Origin of the sequence: uncultured Aquimarina sp. (genome assembly GCF_947496855.1) — a bacterium.
Classification (GTDB): Bacteria; Bacteroidota; Bacteroidia; order Flavobacteriales; family Flavobacteriaceae; genus Aquimarina.
The window spans coordinates 771,928-790,966 of the sequence record NZ_CANMED010000002.1 but is presented as its reverse complement, the minus strand read 5'-3'; the positions used below and the strand labels follow the sequence as shown (position 1 = coordinate 790,966).

Genomic DNA, 19,039 nt, shown 5'->3' with positions numbered 1-19,039 from the left:
TGTCGCTATTAAAGCCGTTATGACCTCAATACTTACACAAATTTCTATTAATAAATTTAATAAGTCTTTACTTAGTTGCATTCAATATTAGTGTGTTTCATTTTTGGGAGGAGTGCTTGGAAATTCATTCGCAATTAAACTATTTTCTTCTCCCGATAAGTTGCTAAGGTTTATAGTAAAGAAACCAGCTTTTTGATAGGATCCATCTTTCTGTAAACGGCTATCCAACCCGATTTTTTCCTGTAGTAGCTCTACTCTAAAATTATTATCTAAGGTGTAGCCTAGATCCATTACTTTATCGCCTACTTTTTTTCTTACGGTAGGTGCTATGAAAAAGGTTTGGCGACCTGCATATTTTTTGTCTTTTTTACCTTCCTTATCTCTAATGTAGCTATCAGGATATAATGCAAAATAAAATCTAAATCCTGATGGCTTTACTCTTGCTCTCAGTGATTGTCTTTTTACGTACCAAATGTATTGTTGTAAATCATCAATATCATAAAATAATGATCGTGTTGCTTTAAATGGATTGTCCTCTCCATCTTGTCCTACTACTTCATTAATCAGTTCTTCTCTCTTATCATATGAATGATAAATCTCTTTAGCAAAATCAGATTGAATGATGTTGTTAGGTTTTCTGCGCTTATCATCAGCTACTTGTCCTAATTGTTCTTTTAGGTTTTTGATAATACTATCTTTTTCCTTAATGGTTCTCTCTAAATTTGCTAATGCTGGTGAATCTGTTGTTTGTCCTTTCTGGCAAGAAACAAAGAGAATGATTGCAAAGGCAATAATTACATACTGTTTAATACGGTTAGTTTGTTGTTTCATTTTTGATATAGGTTTGTTAAGTATTTGTGTGATTTTGGCAAAAGCCAAAATGATCAGTCAATTAAAACTTCGTTTTACAAAGTTTTAAGAATTAAAAATACCATTTTATATAGTTTAAAAAAATTTAACATCCTTGTTATTGTAGATTACATAGAAGAATATATTGATTTACAATGCTTTCTATAGAAATTTATGGATGTGGTGGATTTAATAAAAAGGGGCAAACACCCCTTTGATAAAAAGGGAAATGACGGTTGTATTTGTATTGTAGAGAACATCCTCACCCAGCCTCTCCTTCAAAGGAGAGGAGTTTAAAAAGCCCCTCTTGGTTGCTGAGCTTGCCGAAGTAGAAGAGAGATTTAGAGGGATGTTTTTTAACTGTGTGTAACATCCTCACCCAGCCTCTCATTCAAAGGAGAGGAGTTAAAGCGTTTGTATATGAATTTTAATCATAGGAATAAGTAAAGTCCCTCTTCGAAGAGGGATTTAGAGAGATGTTCTTATGAGTAATTTGAAAAACAGTATGGATTTATTACTGTTTAAAACTTTTAATGACTTCTTTAAGTTCTACAAGAACTGTTTCTAGATCACTTAAAATTTGTTCATTTGTAAATCGAATAAATTTCACTCCCAGTTCTTCGATTCGACCTTGTCTATGACCGTCTTCAAGAAATTGATTATCGTGTGAACTTCCATCAATTTCTATGGCTAGACCAATTTCTTTAGCATAAAAATCCACGACATACTCTAATATGGGAAATTGACGAAAAAATTGAATGCCAAGGTGGTTCTTTCTAACCTGTTTCCAAAATATTTTTTCGCTTTCAGTCATATTTTTCCTAAGAACTTTTGCTAATTCTCTTGCTTCAGGAGTATATGGAAGTATGTTTTGTAATGCCACGTTAATAACCAATGTTAATGAACGGTAAAGTAAGTAATTCTTGGTTAATATGTATTCTTTTTAAGAATTGCGATTTGTAATAAGCCCCTCTTGGTTGCTGAGCTTGCCGAAGTAGAAGAGAGATTTAGGGAGATGTTTTTTAACTGTGTGTAACATCCTCACCCAGCCTCTCCTTCAAAGGAGAGGAGTTAAAAACTGCTAAAAAGGATTTTTTGTACTTTGATAAAAAGTCGCTACAGTTTGTTGAGCCTATTGAATTAGAAGAGGGATTTAGGGAGATGTTATTAGAGCATCTGAGTCTTTCAATTGCTTCAAAGGATAGGAGTTTTGAAGTCTCCCTTTGAAGGGAGATTTAGAGGGATGTTCATTAGAATCCTTTTTGCTGAATAAGAATCTAAATAGTAAACCTCACAAGTTTTTAAAACCTGTGAGGTTTGAATAAATAAGGTTTTATTCAAAAACATTTTGGATAAAACTTTTAAAATAACAAATTAATTTTATTCAATTCCCATTGGTGGAGCACCAGCTATTTCATTAGCTAAAGAAGAAGATTCAACATTATCCAATTTAGATATTATTTTTTCTAAGATATTCTGACTAAAATCGATATTAATAATAGATTCTCCATTAAAATTATAGGATTTATTATCGTTACTTTTTGTGTCAGTTTTTGTTGGAGCGAAGAATAATGTCTGATGATTGGCAAACTCTCTTCCTAAAGTAGGATTGTCTCCATACACACCAAATACTATATTAAAACCAGAAAGTGAGATGTTATTATCAACTGCTTGTCTTTTAATATAAGTAATGTAATTCTTGAATGTCTCTTTTGTATAGAAACAAATACGTGAGTCATTAGCTACTACATTGTATAATGGCGCTACTTTAGTGTCATAATAATTATTATACATCTCTATTGTTTGGGCAGATGATATATAACCATTAGTGCTTAATAGTAAGCTTTGACTTTTGTCTGTTAAGGAATTTAAGTCAGTTATATTGCTATACTTATCAAAAGCATTATTGTCTAAAAAAGTGATCTGATTATTATTAATAGAAAAAGGCATGTTTTCTCCTGTATCGGGATGTGACGCCATAGGTGCTATAGTAATGGTTCTGACATTATTGGTGTTAGCACCAAGGACAAACCCAAGATGGGATACTTGAATTCCTTTTTCTTGTGCTACAGTTTCAATTTTCTCTAAATGATTTTCTAAAGACTCTAAATCGAACCAAACGGCACGAGTTTCGTCTAGATTTGATTTTCCTTTAAAAGGAGCAATGCGAGTATTGTAAAAGTTGTTATACTCATCAACGGCCTTGTTAAAAGAGATGATTTTTTCAGGGACTTGTAATTCTACAGAAGTTTCTTCTGTTGTTTGATTTTCTTTTTCGCAGCTAGCTAGACCTATCGTAAGCCCCACGATTGCTAATGAACATTTTAAAAATTTGTTTTTCATGTGAAAATATTTAAAGGTTATTATTGAAATATGAGAAGTAATTTATTTTACTTCCTATAAGTAAGTGTTTTTAAAAGACGATATGTTATCTCTCGTTTTTGTTAAAAAAAACATAAAGGGATAATTCCCTCGATAATTACTTAGAATTAGTAGGTGTATTGTGGTTTAATATAGGTTTGTAGTTTTCTTCACATATTTTCACGAACATCCTCACTACCGGGCTTCGAGAGCCTCAGCCCTCGGGGAGCGAACCCTGAGGCTCTCGAAGGGTGAGTTGTCACACTGAGCGTCTTCCAGAGAGGGAAAGGTGTCGAAGTAGAAGATAGATTTAGCGAGATATTCTTATTGGTGTTTTAATGAATTGTATTTTATAATATTCATTTTCAGATAACTAAAAATAATTTGTTTTTTTCGTAAACCAAGGTTTTTGTGGTTTTTTGGAGCTAAAATTTTCGAAAAATTCAAACGAAATTTTTTCGATGGAAATATCATTTTTTTAATATTTACCTCGGAAAAATAGGAGTTTATAAAAGCAACTTTAGTATTGTTAATTAAATGTTAAACGATAATTTTTCCGAAAACGTTTTTCGTTAAAATAATTGTTAAATACACCTCGCAGAATTGCTGATAGAATTTTTCTTCTCTTACTTCATAGTAGCTATAAAGCAATGAGCTAAACTTTTCGAAAAGTAATTTTTACAGCTAACATCTTAAACAAAAACCACAATCATGAGAAAAATTTATTTAGTACTTAGTGTAATCCTGGGTCTATTTTCTTGTACATCGGATGTAGACAATTTAGATTCTGAAATTAAATCAATTGAACTATCAGAAAAAATTAGTTCTGAAAACGTAAAATTATTAAGTGCTTGGACGGCGAATAGAAGCAGTCCTGTGCATATCAATTACCAGAGAAAATTTAAGGTAAAAGTAAAAAACCTAGGTTATCAAAAAGAAGTTGTAATCCATCACGCGACTTTTGATGGAAATTGGGTAGATATACCATTGACATTTGAACAAACTATTGATAATGATGAAGAGATATGGATAGGAGAGCTTACTCCTGATTATGAGGTTTATAGTGACGAGTTCGTGGTAAAGTATATGGTGAATGGAAAAACGTATTGGGATAATAATAACGGGAAGAACTATAGTATGCTGGTAAATGTGGGAGGATATTTATCACCAGAAATGAACGTAGAGCTTAATAAAAGTTTTACAAGATCTACAGGTTCATCGTTTGCGATAAATGTTAATTCAAGGCGTAATTATGGTACTACGACAACTGTGGAGGTAGTTTATACAACGGATAGTTGGGCGACAAAAACTACAATTCCTCTAACATATCAAAGATATTTTCGGGTAGGATATGCACATTACATCATGAGTCCAAATCAATTTGATGTAGATATTTATGACACATCTATTCGAGTGTCTGAAGATGTTCAATCCATAGACTTTGCTATCGTTTACAAAGTAGATGGACAAGAATATTGGGATAATAATTATGGAAGGAATTATACATTGAGTAAGGTTATATATTAACAATCGCAAATCATATACAATAATGAAAAAGTATTTCTATTTATTTATGAGCCTATTAGTGCTATCCTGTAGCATAGAAGATGATTTTTCTGAAAATCGAGAAGCTAAAATCATTACTAATGAAATAGCTGCTAAAAGCTCAAATCCGGTAAGTCTTCTGAAAGCTTGGACCACATATAGTTCATACAGAGGATATCAAGCATATGCTAGAAAGTTTACAGTTAAAGTAGCGAATCTAGCATATGATAAAAATGTAAGTATTTATCATCAGAGGTTGGATGGAAATTGGGATGAAATTCCCTTAACGTATAACCAAACTATAGATGATGGGCAAAATGAAATTTGGACGGTAGCATATAATCAAGGAGGTTATAGTATTGATCGTATTTATGCAGATGAGTTCGTAGTGCAGTACGAGGTCGATGGGATCACTTATTGGGATAATAATAATGGTTCTAATTATGCAATGTCCCAATCAGAAGGATCTTTTTTTGCTGATCAAAGCCTTCAAGTTAGTGTAGATACTGATTTCGTGAGTTTATCTTATTTTCCTTATGATAACAAAAACACGTTTAATATTACCGTAGACGTAAGAAATTTATCACTTAATAAGGAAGTTGGAGTAGTGTATTCTTCTGATGGATGGCAAACACAATCATATGTGCCATTAACCTTTAGGCAAACTTGGACAAACGGGCCTTTGTATTCTATCCAGAGTCCTAATAATTTTGACATAGAAAGATGGCAAGGTTATGCTAGACTGGCCGCTTCAGAAGATAATTTAGAATATGTAATTGTGTATAGAGTAAATGGAAACGAATACTGGGATAATAATTATGGTAATAATTATAAAGTAACTATAAATTCTTACAATTAAATAAAGACGTTTATTTAATGGAGAAGTCCGCCTTACATGTGTGTTTGTATGGCGGATTTTAATTTTCAGAGAGTTAACTCCATTTTGATATTACTTCGTAGATAGGGAGAATTTTTTTCTAACTCAATTTCTACAAAGCCATATTTTCTGTAAATATGTATGGCATTTTTTAAGATTCTGTTAGAGTATAAAATTAACTTGACCCAGTGCTGATCTTTAGCAAAATTAAGACAGAAAGACACCAATTGTTGCCCTATTCTCTGTCCTTGAAATTTTGGGGACACCGCCATTTTTCCCAATTCATAGATTCCTTCTTCTATTTTAATTAAGGAAAATGTTCCGGCAATTTCATCTCCTGATTTGGCAAAGAAAATATAACCACCCGTATTGATAATGGTTTCTTCACACCTTTCCAGTAAGCCTACATCGTGTTCCTCTACTACAAAGTATTTTTCTAGCCATTCTACATTAAGGTCGGCAAAATCTTTTGCATATTTGGGGTCAAAGGGTATGATTTCTATTTGTTTGATGGAGTTCATAATTGTTCTTTTAGATTTTCTAGTATACGGGTGCTAAGTGCTTTTTCTTTAAATTGATTTTCCATGTGAGTTAAATGACGTGTTAAACTTGTTGAAGAACCTTCTGTAAGCCATTTTACTTGCTTGTCTATTGCATCCCAAACAGGAACCAATTGTTTATGTGTTTTTTTTCCTTTATTAGATAGTTGAAAAAGCTTTTTTCTTTTATCAGTTTTATCGACTCGAAACTTGATTAATTCTTTAGTTAGAAGCTTTTTTATAGCTTGTGTAATAGCAGGTTGGGTATATTGCAATTGTTCTTTTATCTCTGAAGTGGTCGTGTCTTTTTGGTCTATTATAATTTTAAAAATAGGAAATAGATAAGGGTCAAAATCTATTTTCAATGTAGTGTACAAGAGTTGAGTTTCTTTCATTAGATATTCACTTAGTCTATTTAATCTGGAGCCTAAACCGAGTTCTCCAAATTCTTGTAACGCATCTTTCATAAGTAGTTATATAAGCACTTATGTAAATTTACATAATTTTTTTCTTTTAAAAAGTATATTCTATTTTTTTTAGATAACGTGGGAAGGAATTTTAACTGTGATTTTTATAAAAACAGAGATGTTATAGGCTTTGATCGAATACTAAACAGATGTTTGCGAATATTGTTTTTTTGATTACGAATACTATTTAGATATGTTTTAAGATACTATGCGAATTTGATTTCCGTTGTTAGTTAATTACACTTTTTTTGAATATAACTGAACTCATTACTAAAAACGATAGTTTTTTACCTATTACTTTTTAGAATCAACGAAACTAAACTCAATATTAAATTAACCACGCATGATTTTTTTAACTCGATTAAAACTTTTAACAGCATTACTAATGCTAGCTTCTTTTGCAGTAGCGCAAACCCCAGAAGGAGAATTAAAACGATGGCATAAAATTACTTTATCTTTTGAAGGGCCTAGTACTTCAGAAGCGGCAAATCCAAATCCTTTTTCGGATTATAGATTAGAAGTTACTTTTACTAATGGAAATCTTTCGTATGTAGTTCCAGGATTTTACGCAGGGTGCAATGATGCTGCAGATTCCAGTTGTGATTCAGGTAATATTTGGCAAGTACATTTTAGCCCTGAACAAACAGGAACTTGGGACTGGTCTACAGAATTTATTACTGGATCTGATGTAGCTATTAACGGAGGTGGATCTAGCGCTGGATTTATGGATGGAGATACCGGATCTTTTACTGTAGGAGAATCTGATAAATCCGGAAGAGATTTTAGAAGTAAAGAACTTGGCAGATTAAAATATGTGGGAGAACATTACTTAAGACATATAGGAACCAATCCAGAAAACCCTAACGGTCCTTGGTTTGTAAAAGCAGGAGCTGATTCACCAGAAAATGCATTAAATTATGTAGATTTTGATGCTACACCTAGCTATAATAATAATTTGAATAAAATTGGAAGTAAAACTTGGCAACCGCATCAGCAAGATTACGTTGCTGCTGATGCAAGTTCTTACACTTGGAGTAATGGAAAAGGAACTGAGATGTTAGGGATGTTAAATTATCTTTCTAGTGAAGGAGCTAATGTAATGTCTTTTTTAACTTGGAATTCTAGTGGAGATGGTGGAGCAGTTTTTCCACATACCTTACAAGTATCTCTAGAAGAGTATGGAAATACGGCTCGCGCTCAACAATGGAGTAAAGTGAATAAGGATCGTTTTGATGTTTCTAAAATGGCACAATGGGAGAAAGTAATGGAATATGCTGATAAAAAAGGTATTTATCTACATTTTAAAACGATGGAGACAGAAAACGATAATCTGATGGATGGAAATGGTTTTGGACGTGAAAGAAAATTATATTACCGTGAGCTTATTGCTCGTTTCGGACACCATTTAGCCCTTAATTGGAATCTTACAGAAGAAACAACGTTAGCTGATAATGTAGTAAAATCAACCGCATCTTATATTAAAGACTTAGACCCTTACGATCACAATATAGTAATACATACATACCCAAATCAACAAGATCAACGATATGATCCATTATTGGGGTCTAGTTCCGAGCTTACAGGAGCATCTATACAAACTGATAAGAGTAATGTACATAATGATGTAAGAAGGTGGCTTGAGAAATCAAGTAATGCTGGTAAAAAATGGATAGTTGCTAATGATGAACAAGGTAGCGCGGGAGAGGGTGTCAGAGTTTCTGATAAAGAAGTTAGAGAAGATGTTTTATGGGCTACGCTAATGGCTGGGGGAACAGGAGTAGAGTATTATAGTGGATATACCGATGATGACGGAGATATTAACGGGAATGATCACAGGAAACGTGGTAATAAGTATAAAGAGGGAGGGTATGCTCTTGACTTCTTTAATAATTATTTACAACCATATATGACAGAAATGGTAAGCGCTGATGAAGTTACTTCTAGTGGTAATGATTATGTTTTTGCAAAATCAGGTGAGGTATATGCAGTATATCTTCCAAACGGAGGATCTACAAATATCGATTTACCTTCCGGAACATGGCAAGTACAATGGTATAATCCAAGATCAGGAGGAAGCTTAAGTGGTGAAACTGCAGTATCTAATGCTATATCAGCACCAGATACCAACGATTGGGTGGCTTTAATTAAAGGAGAATCTGATGGAACAGATTGTAATAATGCGCAGAATGTGACAGTTTCTCAGGATGCCTATTTACAAGGAACTACTTCATTCAATACTTCAGAATTAAGAGTTGAAAGTGGAAACAGGGTGTCTTATTTGCAGTTTGTGGTACCAACTCCATCAGAAGCTGTAACTGGAGTGAAATTACAAATGTCTGTTAGCACTGATGGTGGTAGTGGACTTATCGAAATATATAAAGGCACTTCAAACAACTGGACAGAAAGTAATCTTTCTGATAGTAATAAACCTGGAGAAGGCACGCTCATAGGTTCTTTAAATACTACATATAGTGAAGGTCAGTCATATGAATGGAACTTATCCGGAATTAACCCTGGAGAAACAGTTTCGCTAGTGATAAAGCAAACAGGAGGGAATGACGTTTCTTTTTCATCTAAAGAAGGGACCAATGCTCCAAAGCTTGTTTTAGAATTAGATTGTAATGATGACGGAGGTGGAGGAGATGGAAGTAGCAGTTGTGTTGCTTTAGAAGAAAATGGAATCGTAGCAGTAGAAGCAGAACATTTCGAAGGTCAATCAAAAACCGATAAGAGAAAATGGTATTTCCAGGATGGAACGGTTTCTACTCCGACACCAGATCCAGATCCTAGTCATCACGCTTCTGCTAGTGGTGATGGTTACTTAGAGATTTTGCCAGATACAAGAGTTACACATGATGATCCGTTAGTAAATGGAGAAAGTTTTTCTAATACACCTGGTGTTGTTGGTATTTTGGATTATAAAGTGAAATTCAGCACTCCAGGAAGATACTTTGTATGGGTACGACTATATTCTACAGGATCAGAGGATAATGGGATTCATGTAGGAATTGATGGTACTTGGCCTTCATCAGGACAAAGAATGCAGTGGTGTGCTGGTAAGAATCAGTGGACTTGGGAAAGTAAACAAAGAACTGACGCTAATCACTGTGGAGAAGCAGAATTAATATATATTGATGTTCCTTCAGCAGGAGTGCATACGATCTCTTTTTCTATGAGAGAGGATGGCGTAGAGATGGATAAGTTTGTACTGTCTCAATCCTACACTAAACCCAGCGGAGTAGGACCGGATGAAGTACTTGTTGATTGTGCACTTTCTGTGGATGATTTTGATGTTAAGGAATTTAGTTTATATCCAAACCCTGCTCGAGATTTGATTAATGTAAAAGGGTTAACTAAAGGAATGGCTTCAATTTATGATGTAACAGGAAGAAAAGTAATGTCTTCTATAGCTATTTCGGAATCAGAAAATAATACGATCGATATATCCAGAATTCCTTCTGGGGTTTATTTTATGGTAATTCGTGATAAAGGAATTCAAAACACATTAAAATTCATAAAGAAATAGTAGTAACTAACTAGCTAACTATTTTTCTGAAAGGGCTGAAATTACTAGTAATTTCAGCCCTTTTTTATATTGTATAATAAGTGTTTGGTAATTATTTTGCTTATAATGACTTAAATACAGTCAGGTAGTATAGGATTTCTCATTTCGGCATAGGCCGGAATCCACGATTAATGATAATCGTTCCAGTCTAATGCTAAATCGTTCCAATCGGGATTGTCTTCTTCTATCAAGTTTATTTTCCATTGCCGATTCCAGTTTTTTAGTCTTTTTTCTCTTAGAATAGCATCATTTACATACTGATACACTTCAAAATAAACCAAAATATTTAAATCATATTTTTTCGAAAACCCTTCTATCAATTTATTTTATGTTTGAAAATCCTTCTTTCTAGGTTGTTTGTCATTCCAATATGAAGAGTTCCATTTTTCTTGTTAGAAAGAACGTAAACTAAGTATTGATGTTCAGGTTTTAGCATTTGTGTTTATTTTGGATTCCGGCCTACGCCGGAATGACAATACTTGTTCCGGATTTATTCTATTTTGTCATCCCAGCGTAGGCTGGGATCCAAAATGGAGGAACATTCATGAAAATGGATTCCAGATTTATTCTGGAATGACAAAAAATATAAAATTATTAATTATACTAGATAAGGAACCTTTTAATTCTTACCGTTAAACTCTTTGTATAAATCCATCGCTTTCACATAATTTTGAGCACCTGTTTTGGTCTGATCGTAGATAAAACCATCTAACTGAGGATGATTTTTTTTGATCCAAGTAACCATCTCATTTTTTGTAGTATTCCAAAGTTTAAAGTCAGAATCCATTTCTATATTTTTTATTTTGGAAATTTTCTGGTTCTTTATTTCTATTACTTCTTTGGAGATAATAGGTTTTTCATTTAGAAATTTTATCCTTGTACATATTTTAGAAACTCTAATTTCCATTTTATTATCAATTTCTTTAATCTCTAATATTTCATATTTTGGAGAGAATACAGAATCCCACTGAAAAAATTTGTAGTAATCGTTTTTAGAATAATTTGTGTTATAATCTGCCTCACTAATAGTTATACTATCCCCAACAAATTTTGATAATTCTGTATAGTTACTATGGTTTAGTTGATCGTAATAATTTTGAACTAATTCCGTGTTATGATTTTTTTTTGTGCAACTACTAAAAGAAAAAATACACATAAACAGAATAGTAAAGCTGGCTAATGTTTTTAGTTTTATCATATTATTATTATTATTTCTCTAATACCTTTTACCAGCCATCAATTACACATTGTAATGAATATGATTCGATTTCTGATAAAGGAATTTCTTCTAAAGTGTCTTCTAAATAATTTCCTTCGGCCACTCCTGTAACATTTTCAAAACGATATGACCAACAAAATCTAAGGTTAGGATGTGCTTCAGAATACGTTACTAAATTGTCGATTAATATTGCGTTTTCAAAATCACTAAAGGCTAAAAAATATCCTAAAAATTTATTACGGCGAACATCTGCTTGAGAACTTTTGTACATATACATACCACAATTATTACATACATTATCATGTACAAAAGTTGCTCTGTTGTGTCCTTTATCGCCTCCACCAGAATATTGAATATATCCTAACCTGCCATTAGCGGAACCTGAAAGCATTGTAATAGTGTTTCTGGCAATAATATTATGGGTTTTATGCCAACTAACGATAGGACCGTCTAAGTATGTACTGCCTTCACCTTGTTCCATGATATTGTCAAGAATATATACATTTTCACCGCTAGTGTTAACTATATCACCACCTGAATTATGATGAAAATAATTATTCTGAATTAATATATCTTCATCTACACGACCAGGCCCCTCTATATCAATACCAAACTGTGGAGCAGTCCCGTTAATATGATGTATTTCATTATTCCTTATTTCAATACGTTTACCGCCCACTATAGAAATACCCTGACGTCTATTGTTATGGATATTATTATTCACAAAAGTTACATCATTAGAATCCAATACTAAAGAACCATCACCAGTTAGGTCTTGGATTTCCATGTTTTCGATAACCACTTGATTATTTGTATTCCAAACACAGATTCCATGACCTTCATCATGAGCTGTCTTTCCATCAGAATCACGAGGTGTGAAAATGTGTGTATTTCGGTCACCTTTAATTATACCATCACGAATTATTATGTTATCTCCATTTAGACTAATTACACAATAATTCCATTTATTATTAGTAGCCATTTCTAGAATTGCTCCTGGACTAAATATAAATTCAGTATCTCCGTGTATTTCGATACCTCCTTGATAGATTTCATTTATACTTTCACCTATTAGATAGATTCCCTCTGGCAGTATCACTCTTCCATATCCTTCTTGATGAGCCCAATCAATTGCAGTCTGTAAATTGGTAGTCGTTTTAATAGCATCGGTACGATTATTAGGAATGTCCCATTGATCTAAATCAATAATGTATTCTGAATTATCAAGTATTGTAGGTAATTCAATATCAAAAATAATTACGGGTAATCCATTATTATCCAAATCTTCTGGGTCCGCGTCATATGCTGAAGGCTGATCACTAGAGTTCAAGCTTTCATTATTACAAGATGTAATAAAAATAAGCATAAAAATAAGTACGCAATTCGAGAAGTGTTTTGTTTTTATATTCATTATAATGAATTAGTTACGAGTAATTTGTTGTTTGTAAATAGTATAAACGATTTATCTAATAACTCTTTTTTTAAACCATTGTTTTGTTCAAATTAAAAAAATAACACTCTATTTAGAAGCTTATAAAAGGTGTTTTGTTTTGGAAACCTAATTTTTTAATCTTTCTCCAATCCTTTCTTCAATACATCCTGAATTCCTGATAAATGTTCACTAAACTGCATCATCTGCGCCAATACTTGTGCCATTTCGTTTTTATCACCAAAGCCTTTTAACTTATTGTTTTTGATAAAAGTTTCTTTGATAGTTTCCCAACGTGTAGCTTCTTCGCCTTCAATGGTATTTGTTAATTCTTTATATTTAAGAAGGTTTGCTTCTGCAGCACTGGTTAATGTTTGTGACTCATTCTCATAATGCGATAGGAGTAGCGTTTGTAATTCTTTTTCGTTCATAATCGGAACTACTTTAGCTACTAGTTTACTCATATCGCGATAGGATCCTTGTAATTTAAATGAAGGTTCTGTACGATATGAGTCCTCCATCGCTGCGGATTGTATATATGTGGCATTTACTTGCATCACTGTATTACGAATGGTCACTACTTTTTCTAACACTGCTAGATAATCTTGTGTTTCTTGCTTAGTGTGATTTCCTTTTAATTCTATACCTTCTTGATTACCAGATTCTACCATTTCAATTAATCCATAAATATCTTCAAAATATTTACTACTTAACTGGTGTAATACAGGGTTAGATGTCAAAGCATTTTCTATCAAACTGAGTTTGAATAAATCTGCGGTATCGCCAATAATATCTCCCAGATTGTATATATCCGCTCTATTTGCTAACATATCCGGAATCTGAAATTTATCTCCACTTTCGGTATATGGATTTCCGGCCATTATTACACAGAATTTCTTGCTCCGTAGGTCATATGTTTTAGGTTTTCCATTGTAGATTCCTTCAATCTTACGGGTACCATCGGCTAATGAAATAAATTTTTGCAAAAACTCTGGATTACAATGCTGGATGTCGTCTAGGTATAACATGACATTATTACCCATCTCGAATGCTAGATTTAGTTTTTTTAATTCTTCGCGAGCAGCAGAGTTAGTAGCAGCCATTGGATCTACAGAAGTAACTTCGTGACCAATAGCTGGGCCATTTATTTTCATAAATACCAATCCTAAACGGTTTGCCATATATTCCATCAAGGTTGTTTTACCATATCCAGGTGGAGAAATCAATAATAACATACCCATTCTATCTGTACGTTTATTGTCACCAACGCTTCCCAGTTGTTTAGAAAGATTATCACCAAATAAAGGTAAATATACCTGATCAATCAACTTGTTACGGACAAAAGAGGATAAAACTCTTGGTTTAAATTCTTCTAGTTTAAGGTCATCCTTTAAGGAATCAGTTACTGCATGTTTTGCTTCTCGATATGCTGAGAATGCTGGTGCTTCTATGCGAGAAAAGTCGGATAATTGAGTAATAAATTGATGATAATTAAATTCAAAACTACCTTCATTTATAGTTGAGTGACTTCCTTTTAACCCTTCGATAGTTTGCGAAGGATTTACATGAATTATTTCTGAAACAGATTCCTTTTTATATAATAAAACACATACAATTTCCTGTGCATATTCTATTTGTTCTGGGTGATGCGCTTTTAGAAAAGCAGTAACCCATTGCAATGTTAAACGTATTACATCTTTCTGACTCTTTTCATTAGTAGGTTCTATAGATTTTTTAAACTTGGTTGCTACTTTTTTCTTTTCTAATTCGGCAAGAAACGTATCGTGTAATTCATTTGCAGTTTGACTGATACAAAATATATCATCTGTTTGCAGTTCAGTAAAAAGATAGCTAGCAATTCGCTTTGACAAGCTCAGTGTGAAATCAGAATTATCATTTTCAGACTGAGCTTGTCGAAGTCTTTCATGTTTTAATAATGTTATTATAATTTCAGTATTTGAAACCTCTTTTTCTAAATCAGAAAGTATGGTTTGATACTCCGTACTATCTGAGAAAATTTCTAAAACTTCTCCTGATGCTTTTATAGTATCGTTCCAATATGTTTTCTTTTCTGTATTTAAACTATTCCAAAAATACTGTGCATAGGATCTAGAGAGTGAGTCATAACGTAATAACCCAAGATCATGATCTTTACTCACTAAAACCTTTAGAATTGTGGCAGCATCCACGTCATGAACTCCTTTTACATATCCTTCAGCATAGTTTTTACTGCTTTCCGATTTTATGAGTTCTAGTAGTTCTTCTTCTCCCAAATTGACTAACTCGTCTTTTTTAGTAGTAAATAATTTATATGCTAAATATGCAGAACGATAAATCTCTTGGTTTTCAGAAATTAGTTCTTGATCCCAGTATTTTTCCGACTTTAGTAATATTTCGTTTTCAATTTCTTGATAGAAATCGGTTCCCGTGAGATGATATTGTAGCGTATTATCTTTATAAACGATAGTAAGATCTAATGGTTGTTTGTTTACACCAAACTTATGTTTTCCTAGTTTGATGATATTCTCACCATCTTCATAGAGATCTTGTTTGTCTTTTAGCTTACGAGTAGCATCTTCTTTGGCAACTTTTAATGCAGTTTCAATAGTCTCAGCTTTACCAGCATCATCCAATTCCATTAAATTCGCTATGATATCCCTAAGTTTATTAATCATTAAATCAGAGGCAAAATACCCATTGATATCAGCAGTAGAATCAAAACTTAATGCTTTTTTAGTAACTCCTTTTAATATTCGGCTTGCTGCATTTTCAAGAGCAACGGCTTTTTTATTCCTTGCCTCAATTAAGCTATTTTTTCTAGCTTCAAAAGCATTATATACTTCCTCGCGTTTTTCGATAATCAGTGTAATAAACACTTCGAAATCCGCAAACCTACCTTCTAGATCTTCTAGTTGAACAGAGACTTTGTTTAGTAATTCATCTGTCTTTTCTGGGGTATTGGCAATATCAAGATAATTGATAATGCTCTGATCCACTAGTTTTAACTGAGCCGCAAACTCTGCGTTAGCTTCTTTACTACCTAGTGATTTTATTTTATTTTTAATTCCAGCTTTTAACTGATTAATCGTTGCAAAAATCAAAGATATATTATCAATGATCTTGGTAGAGTGCGAAGTGTCTTCGATTTGAAGATTAGAAACGATATCAATAAGCATTTCCAAATCTTTTGCGATCTGGTTGACTTCTTCTTCTAGTTTCTTAGCTTCTATTACCTTCTTAATAGCTTCGAGTTCTTGCTGTTTTTCTTCTACACGAGCGTGATAGGGTAGTAGTGCTTTATCATCTAATAAGAATTGCACACAACGTTGTGAAATTTTATCAGTTTGTTCTGCAATTTCAGTTTCTAGATCAGTAATAAACTGTTTATCAATATATCTAATATCATTTAAACCAATCACTTCACCACGTAACGTTCTTAGTTGTGATAATACGTGCACAAAGTCATCAATAGAACGAAATGAACTACTTTTTATCTTGTTAAATATACCTTCTGCAGTTTCTTTAGTTTCTTTGGTGACATTGGTGGCAGTTCTGCGCAGTTGTACTACTTTCTCAAACTCATCAATAGCAGCATTAGCAGCATTACTTATTTCTCCTAGGGGAACATCTAAGCGAAGAGTATCTTCTTCTCTAATCCAATAATAACTATCAATAATTTCACCAGAAGATTTAGCCAAATCATCATATAATCCATCATAATTATCTTCCTTATTAAGTAGTGTGATTAAGGCATGGCACTCAGCCATTGCCTTTACGATATCTTTATTGCCAATTTTATATAATAATGTGTCTGTATGCTCTGAAGGGATCTCGTTTCCTTTTAAGAAAGGAGTTTGCCATATTTGAATGACGTGATGTTTAGTTTGTTCGTCTTCAGTTTTGAAATAACATAATTCTCCATCTGATAAAATGGTAAAACCATTACAAACAATTGGAGTTTTTACTTCTTGTTCGATGACATTATAGGACATTAAGGTATAGAGCCCTTTTTCACTTTCATAAAACACGTATAAGAAGTCTTCTCCATTAGGTGAACTAATTTTCTCCTGAAATTTAACTTCAGAAACCTCGTTCGTAAATAGTTTAACTTCTCCGGATTGTAGATAGTATCCGTTAGGATATATAATTCCTTGGTCATCAGGTAAGAGGACACAAGCATCTTTGATAGATTCAATTTTTTTAACTTCTTGTACCTTATGATTATACACGAAATATCGTGGTGTTTCTTGAAAAGGTTTTATTTCTAAAGCGATAAGGTTCCCCAAATTCGCATATCGATATTGACCATCATCTAGGGTCTGGTCTACTTGTTCTACAGCTTCATTATAAATTCCTTTTCCGTCATCAGTATTATCTTCGATTTTGATGGTAAGATCGCCACCTACAGTTTCTACAAAAACTTTATCTAATATAGAAATATGTGGATGTATTCCATAACGATGCATGTCACGCGTAACCTCCACCCATTCGAATTCATATTGTTTTGGAAATTTAAATTCGTGCTCACTTCGGTTATCTACATAGGTAAGAGTTCCTTGGTTTACTAACCATTTAAAAGTTTTGATATCAGAAACACTTTCGCTGAGCTGAAATACCATATGAAGATAATTACCAACAATAGCAAACTTAGAAAAGATGGTGTTACGATAGTATTTATATAGATTCGTGAAGTCATCAATGAAAACAGCATCATTAATAAGGTCTAATTTTTTATTTACAAAATGATCATCAACATACGTATATACACTGAATACATCATCTAGTTTTATTTCCGTTCGTAATCCGAAATGAACATTATATCCAAAAAGACAAAAATCGCCGATAGTTACAATATCTCGGGCTATACAATTATTCTCTGTGTTGATACGATTATTGGCAATTAGTTTTGTTTCTACACTACCAAAAACTTCTTTTCTCTCATCATTGAGTTGTGTAAGACGGTTTTGGAGTTCACCCTTTTGTTTTTGCAAACGTTTTTGGATGATCTCATAGGTTCCTCCGTCTAGTTGTATGTTGTTCGTGTTGGTTTCTTCCATAGTTGTTACTCTAGTTTTTAGTTAGAGTTAAAATTGATTTCCCTCTTTTTTCGAGGAAATTAATAACTGACTATAATTAGACTTTAATATTTAACCGTCTTAACTTTAAATCCTCCTGAATTATTTATTAACATAATGGTTCGTTCTCTTCTCTTTAAGTATTTTAATTCTTCGTACATTTTTGCTTTAGAATTTTGAAGTTCTTCTATTCTTTCTTTACAATAGGAATAGGCTTGGTTATCAGAGTCGTATAATTCTTTATATACATTTATAGCATTAGGTTTACTTTTTATTACCTCATAATAATTTCCAATCAACCATTTAAAATCTTTATTTATGTTTGATGCCTCCGTAAGTAATTCTAAAGCTTTTTTGTAGTCTCCTTTTTTTATATAGCATCCTGCAATATTGGCGTCATTTTTAAGATGCTTAGGTTCTTTCTTTTTAACCAAAAGAAATCTTTCTAAAGCCAAATCTATTTGATTATTATCATAAAGAATTTCCCCAATGATAACTTGTATGTTTGCTATTTTATTCTGTTTAGATAAGAATTCATCATTATGAATTAGTGAATCAGCATATTCAATACCCTTGGAAAGATCAGTATCAGCTTTTTTATAGATTTTTTTAATCCTTGAATGCAACTGTAAAGTCTCTTTGTTCAAAGGGTTGTTTATTTTTTTTTCTCGTTGAATTTTTAAATAATTAGTATTATTAGGGTGTTTTTCTAACTTTTGTGGAATTGTATTCCACAAAATACTTGTCAACAATCCTTTATATTTAATATAAGTTATAGAATCACCTAATGAAGCATTGTGATACATTTCGTTATTAGGAATTACGTGAACTGTTTGATTAGATTCCCCTCTTATTGAGAAAGAAAATCCTTTAGGGTCGGTTTTTTGTTCCGGTATTGGAGCAAAAGGAGTTTCTCCAGTTGTACTTCCACCAGAAAGCCCCGTATTGTTAGCATACTTTTTGTCAATAATAATTCCCTTATAATATTCTTTCTTTGCAGCAAAACCATCAATAACTAAAAAGATTATCGACGCAAAAATCAAATAAATAAAAGCTTTAAATATTGACACTTTTTGAATGTTTTTTTTGGTTATATGTTGGATTTATTCTTTT

Annotated in this window: 14 protein-coding genes; 3 read left to right on the top strand and 11 right to left on the bottom strand. The window is 32.7% G+C overall.

Going from position 1 to position 19,039, the window contains the following annotated elements:
• Nucleotides 1-87 precede the first annotated feature (87 nt).
• The 3 genes from Q0921_RS09360 to Q0921_RS09350 all read right to left on the bottom strand — a co-directional run bounded on the left by Q0921_RS09360 (nucleotide 88) and on the right by Q0921_RS09350 (nucleotide 3,192).
• Nucleotides 88-831: a hypothetical protein gene (locus Q0921_RS09360; protein WP_299256072.1), complete on the bottom strand. Its 744-nt coding sequence runs from the start codon at nucleotides 829-831 to the stop codon at nucleotides 88-90.
• 532 nt (nucleotides 832-1,363) lie between these two features.
• Nucleotides 1,364-1,732: an endonuclease domain-containing protein gene (locus Q0921_RS09355; protein WP_299256070.1), complete on the bottom strand. Its 369-nt coding sequence runs from the start codon at nucleotides 1,730-1,732 to the stop codon at nucleotides 1,364-1,366.
• Nucleotides 1,733-2,229: 497 nt separating this feature from the next.
• Nucleotides 2,230-3,192, bottom strand: coding sequence for a hypothetical protein (locus Q0921_RS09350; RefSeq protein ID WP_299256068.1), 963 nt, complete (start codon nucleotides 3,190-3,192; stop codon nucleotides 2,230-2,232).
• Nucleotides 3,193-3,921: 729 nt separating this feature from the next.
• On the opposite strand from Q0921_RS09350, the gene Q0921_RS09345 reads away from it, so the two are divergent.
• Both Q0921_RS09345 and Q0921_RS09340 read left to right on the top strand, forming a co-directional pair.
• Nucleotides 3,922-4,737 carry a carbohydrate-binding protein gene (locus tag Q0921_RS09345; protein ID WP_299256066.1) on the top strand — a complete coding sequence of 272 codons (816 nt, stop codon included), beginning with the start codon at nucleotides 3,922-3,924 and terminating at the stop codon, nucleotides 4,735-4,737.
• Nucleotides 4,738-4,759: 22 nt separating this feature from the next.
• Nucleotides 4,760-5,614 carry a carbohydrate-binding protein gene (locus tag Q0921_RS09340; RefSeq protein ID WP_299256065.1) on the top strand — a complete coding sequence of 285 codons (855 nt, stop codon included), beginning with the start codon at nucleotides 4,760-4,762 and terminating at the stop codon, nucleotides 5,612-5,614.
• Nucleotides 5,615-5,679: 65 nt separating this feature from the next.
• Here Q0921_RS09340 and Q0921_RS09335 read toward each other — a convergent pair whose 3' ends face one another.
• Nucleotides 5,680-6,153 carry a GNAT family N-acetyltransferase gene (locus Q0921_RS09335; protein ID WP_299256064.1) on the bottom strand — a complete coding sequence of 158 codons (474 nt, stop codon included), beginning with the start codon at nucleotides 6,151-6,153 and terminating at the stop codon, nucleotides 5,680-5,682.
• On the bottom strand, nucleotides 6,150-6,638 hold the full coding sequence (locus tag Q0921_RS09330; RefSeq protein ID WP_299256063.1) for a MarR family transcriptional regulator: 489 nt from the start codon (nucleotides 6,636-6,638) through the stop codon (nucleotides 6,150-6,152). The genes Q0921_RS09335 and Q0921_RS09330 overlap by 4 nt, the downstream gene beginning before the upstream one ends.
• Nucleotides 6,639-6,981: 343 nt before the next feature.
• Here Q0921_RS09330 and Q0921_RS09325 point away from each other — a divergent pair, with 343 nt between their 5' ends.
• Nucleotides 6,982-10,164, top strand: a complete 3,183-nt coding sequence (locus tag Q0921_RS09325) for a DUF5060 domain-containing protein (protein WP_299256062.1) — start codon at nucleotides 6,982-6,984, stop codon at nucleotides 10,162-10,164.
• Between the two features lie 167 nt (nucleotides 10,165-10,331).
• Here Q0921_RS09325 and Q0921_RS25070 read toward each other — a convergent pair whose 3' ends face one another.
• The 6 genes from Q0921_RS25070 to Q0921_RS09300 form a co-directional block, all read right to left on the bottom strand.
• Entirely contained in the window at nucleotides 10,332-10,523 is a 192-nt protein-coding gene (locus Q0921_RS25070; protein ID WP_367183335.1) for a hypothetical protein, read from the bottom strand.
• Nucleotides 10,520-10,639, bottom strand: a complete 120-nt coding sequence (locus Q0921_RS25065) for a GIY-YIG nuclease family protein (protein WP_367183334.1) — start codon at nucleotides 10,637-10,639, stop codon at nucleotides 10,520-10,522. The genes Q0921_RS25070 and Q0921_RS25065 overlap by 4 nt, the downstream gene beginning before the upstream one ends.
• A gap of 183 nt (nucleotides 10,640-10,822) precedes the next feature.
• Nucleotides 10,823-11,401 carry a hypothetical protein gene (locus Q0921_RS09315; protein WP_299256061.1) on the bottom strand — a complete coding sequence of 193 codons (579 nt, stop codon included), beginning with the start codon at nucleotides 11,399-11,401 and terminating at the stop codon, nucleotides 10,823-10,825.
• Nucleotides 11,402-11,429: 28 nt separating this feature from the next.
• Entirely contained in the window at nucleotides 11,430-12,788 is a 1,359-nt protein-coding gene (locus tag Q0921_RS09310; RefSeq protein ID WP_299256060.1) for a right-handed parallel beta-helix repeat-containing protein, read from the bottom strand.
• Nucleotides 12,789-12,988: 200 nt separating this feature from the next.
• The gene (locus Q0921_RS09305; protein ID WP_299256059.1) at nucleotides 12,989-17,908 is read right to left on the bottom strand and encodes a DNA repair ATPase; all 4,920 of its coding nucleotides are present in this window, start codon (nucleotides 17,906-17,908) and stop codon (nucleotides 12,989-12,991) included.
• An 83-nt stretch (nucleotides 17,909-17,991) separates the two neighbouring features.
• Nucleotides 17,992-18,996 carry a lipopolysaccharide assembly protein LapB gene (locus Q0921_RS09300; protein ID WP_299256058.1) on the bottom strand — a complete coding sequence of 335 codons (1,005 nt, stop codon included), beginning with the start codon at nucleotides 18,994-18,996 and terminating at the stop codon, nucleotides 17,992-17,994.
• Between the last annotated feature and the right edge of the window lie 43 nt (nucleotides 18,997-19,039).